This window comes from Frankia sp. CcMO1 (assembly GCF_977945845.1).
This window is the reverse complement of sequence record NZ_CDWTMG010000179.1, coordinates 6,827-10,187: the sequence shown is the minus strand read 5'-3', so window position 1 is coordinate 10,187 and position 3,361 is coordinate 6,827. Positions and strand designations below refer to the sequence as shown.

The window sequence follows — 3,361 nt, the reverse complement described above, 5'->3', positions numbered from 1 at the left end:
ACTAGGAGGAACCGACGCACATGAGCAGGTGTCCACAATGCCAGCCGCCCGTCGGTGCTCAGCTGCCGCGAATCCAGCGCGGCCTCCAGGACCAGCGGATTCGCTGGCAATCCTCGCGCCCGCGCCCATGTCTCGCACCGGTGGACCAGCAGCTCCTGCCCGGCCTTGAACTCTTCCTGCTGCTCGATCTCGTAGAACGTACGCATTTGTATTGCCGCTCTCTCCCGGAAAGCCTGACCAGTCAACGCTACCGGTCAGCCGCGACCGACCAGCCAGCGGTGACCGCAGGGCGTGGAGAGGGCATGGAGCGCATGAACGTGAGTGCACGGACGATCGAGGTGAGGCCCGCCGGGGGGGGGTGAGCGGATCTTCCGTTCGCCGGGGTGACGGCCCGCGGCGATCCGGATCAGATAGCTCGGGTAGGATGGCCGTTGCCACAGACGATCGTCTTGAGGAGGTGAGACCCATTTCCGCTGTGTCAGGGTGGGTGCTCTCCTCCCGCGGTCGCGCGGTTCGCTCGAAGTAGGCGATCGGGAGGGTGCCCTTCGGCATCCCGAAAGGCTTCCCGTGTCGACATCCGGCCCTTCTTCTTCCTTTCTCCCCTCTTCTCGCCCGTCTTCCTCACCATCTTCGCCCCTGCCGCGGTCCGTCGTCGTCACGAGGCTGCGGGCCGCCGGCTGCGTCTTCGCCGAGGACGAGGCGCGGCTGCTCGTCGATGCGGCCCGGACCCCGGGCGAACTCGCTGCGATGGTGCAGCGGCGCGTCGCCGGCCTGCCCTTGGAACACGTGCTCGGCTGGGCGGAGTTCCACGGCCTGCGGATAGCCGTGGACCCCGGGGTCTTCGTGCCCCGCCGCCGCACGGAGTTCCTCGTCGATCAGGCGGTCGAACGGGTCGCCGACCGGTCCCGGCCGGTCACCGTCGTCGATCTGTGCTGTGGCTCGGGGGCGGTGGGGGTCGCGCTGGTGGCGGCCCTGCCCGGGATCGAGGTGCACGCCGCCGACGTCGAACCGGCCGCGGTGCGGTGCGGTGCGCCCGCCGCAACCTCGCCTCCGCCGGTGGCCGGGTCTACGAGGGTGATCTTTACGAGCCGCTGCCAGCCGTCCTACGGGGCCACGTGGACCTGCTGGCCGCGAACGCCCCCTATGTACCCACCGACGCGATTGAGCTGATGCCGCTGGAGGCTCGCGAGCACGAGCCGCGGGTGGCGCTCGACGGCGGGGCGGACGGGCTCGATGTTCTGCGGCGGGTGGCCGCCGAGGCGCCGCGGTGGCTGGCCCCGGGCGGTCACCTGCTGGTCGAGACCGGCGAGCGGCAGGCAGCGTCGATCGTCGAAGCCACCGCCCAGGCCGGCCTGATCCCCACGGTCGCCGGTTCCGCCGACCTGAACGCCACCGTCGTCATCGCGACCAGGCCGGCCGCGGCTCCCGTGTCCGCGATGGGCGCGGCATCCGGACAGCCGCCGTCAGTCGGGTAGGCCCAGCCCTCGTCCGCGGCTGCCCGCGGAAAGGCCGCGGGCAGCCGGATGCAGCCGGATGCAATGGATGCAGATGGACCGAAGCCGTCCTCGGTGAATCCCCGGGACCTGCTCGTCGTTCAACGGGACCTGTTCGTCGGTCAACAGGAGATGTTTCAGGGCAGGACGTCGTAGGTGTAGGTGCCGGTCATGTCGAGCACGCTGCGGGGGGTCGCCGGCGTGCTCGACATGCTCGACGGGGCGAACGGGGAGACCAGCGGGTCGTCGATCCGATGGCCGAGGAGGCTTGCCGGGGCGGTCATGTCCGGCTGGTACACGCGGCCGTGACGCCGCATCCAACCCTCCCAGACGCGGTCGACGTTGCAGTGGTGCACGAAGAAGACCGGGTCGTTGGGGGACGACGCCAGCGACATGTCCCTGCCCCCGCCGACCCAGCGGTGGACCTGGTTGTGCAGTCCGGTGCCGATGAAGCCTTCGAGACGGTTGCGGAACCCCCGCGAACTCACGTTGAAGGGAGCCTCGTCGTAGCTCGCGAGTGTCGGATCGGCGACGGTGTCGAAGGCTGCGGTGAGGTCGGCGTTGCTCGGCAGGATCGACGATCCGAACGTGGCGCTGCCGAATCTCCGCCGCACGCCGCGTTCGGTAACCTGCTGGAGCGCGCCGCTGCTGCTGGTGGAGATCCGTACCCGGAAGCTGGTCGGGTCGGCGGGGTCGAAGAAGAACGCACCGCCGGGGATCGGGGTGCCCTGGCCCCCGAAACCGTCCGGGGTGTTCCGCCACAGCGCCGAAGCAGCGGGGTTCGGTGCCGTGCCGGGAGCGGAGGGTGTCCCGTCGCGCGCCCAGTCCCAGTACGGCAGCCCGAAGTTCGGGTCGCCGAGAACGCGCTGGAGGTGCACTTCCAGCCAGCCAAGCATGACTCGGTGCCAGGGCAGGAAGACGGGGCCGGCGTGCGCGGCGTTGCGGTTGCTCGGTGACCCTCCCGGGGGGACGGGGGTGTTCATCGCGATGACATGCCAGATGACGAACAGGTCGTAGGTCCGTACCGGTCGGCTCGGACCGGGGAGGCCGAACTGATTCGTGCGCAGCGTCGTAGGTTCGTGTTTGAGGAGCTTGATTCCGCGAATGTAGGCCTTTCTCGCGTCGTGGTCGAGAAGGATGTCGCGCCGGACGACCGCCATGTCATGCCCCTTCCGGGAGCTCGCCGTGGGCGCCGTGGGCGTCATGGTGATGGTGCTCGCCCGGACCGCCGTGCGGGCCGTGGTCGTCGCCCGAGGCGCCGGGGGGAGAACTCCTCGGGGAAGGCGGTGATGATCAGGCGTACCAGGTCGACGACCGAGGGGATCTGATAGTTGGGCAGGCTGTGGCAGTGTGCCGTGCCGTCGTTGGAAACCCCAATGTGGACGTTCAATGGCCGGCCGTCGACGGTGATCTCGTAGGTGGTCGTGATGACGACGTGGTGACCGTCGAAGTCGTCCTCGCGGATACTGCGGGCCGGGTCGCCATGGAGTCGAAATGAAATAACTTGCGCGTTTCGAACCCTCCACAGGCCTGTGACCTGCGATGATGCTCTCGATCACGTATTTGTTACTTCATTACGTCCCCCATGTACGTGTTCCGGCCGGGGAAGGCTAGCAAGATAGTTGGCGAGAAAGGCGGGATGAGTGACGTCTGTCGGGTCCGGTGGCATGTAGTTCCCCCGAATTCCAGGCGGTGTGGTGAGGGTGGTGAGGTGACCAAGAATCCACCGGCGGTATGGGTCTGGCAACGAGGTGTCGTCCAGGCGTCTGTGCGTCACGTGGGCCGGAGACGCCGCGACGTTGCTGGTGCCGGGGGATACGTCAAGGAGTCGAAATGAAATAACTTGCGCGTTTCGAACCCTCCACAGG

General features: G+C 68.1%; 4 protein-coding genes. 2 read left to right on the top strand and 2 right to left on the bottom strand.

Annotation, left to right across the window (positions count from 1 at the left end):
• On the bottom strand, positions 1-206 hold a 206-nt coding region (locus tag AC08OU_RS18090), incomplete at its 3' end, for a hypothetical protein (protein ID WP_476605379.1).
• Between the two features lie 361 nt (positions 207-567).
• Here AC08OU_RS18090 and AC08OU_RS18085 point away from each other — a divergent pair.
• Positions 568-1,170, top strand: a complete 603-nt coding sequence (locus tag AC08OU_RS18085) for a methyltransferase (RefSeq protein ID WP_476602361.1) — start codon at positions 568-570, stop codon at positions 1,168-1,170.
• Positions 1,170-1,475, top strand: a complete 306-nt coding sequence (locus AC08OU_RS18080; RefSeq protein ID WP_476602360.1) for a hypothetical protein — start codon at positions 1,170-1,172, stop codon at positions 1,473-1,475. The genes AC08OU_RS18085 and AC08OU_RS18080 overlap by 1 nt, the downstream gene beginning before the upstream one ends.
• A gap of 155 nt (positions 1,476-1,630) precedes the next feature.
• Here AC08OU_RS18080 and AC08OU_RS18075 read toward each other — a convergent pair whose 3' ends face one another.
• Entirely contained in the window at positions 1,631-2,653 is a 1,023-nt protein-coding gene (locus AC08OU_RS18075) for a tyrosinase family protein (RefSeq protein WP_476602359.1), read from the bottom strand.
• Positions 2,654-3,361: the final 708 nt, after the last annotated feature.

What these genes read in the sequence shown, in the direction of transcription:
- AC08OU_RS18080 (WP_476602360.1), top strand. Translation starts at nt 1,170, where the DNA reads ATGCCGCTGGAGGCTCGCGAGCACGAGCCGCGGGTGGCGCTCGACGGC.
- AC08OU_RS18075 (WP_476602359.1), bottom strand. Translation starts at nt 2,653, where the DNA reads ATGGCGGTCGTCCGGCGCGACATCCTTCTCGACCACGACGCGAGAAAG.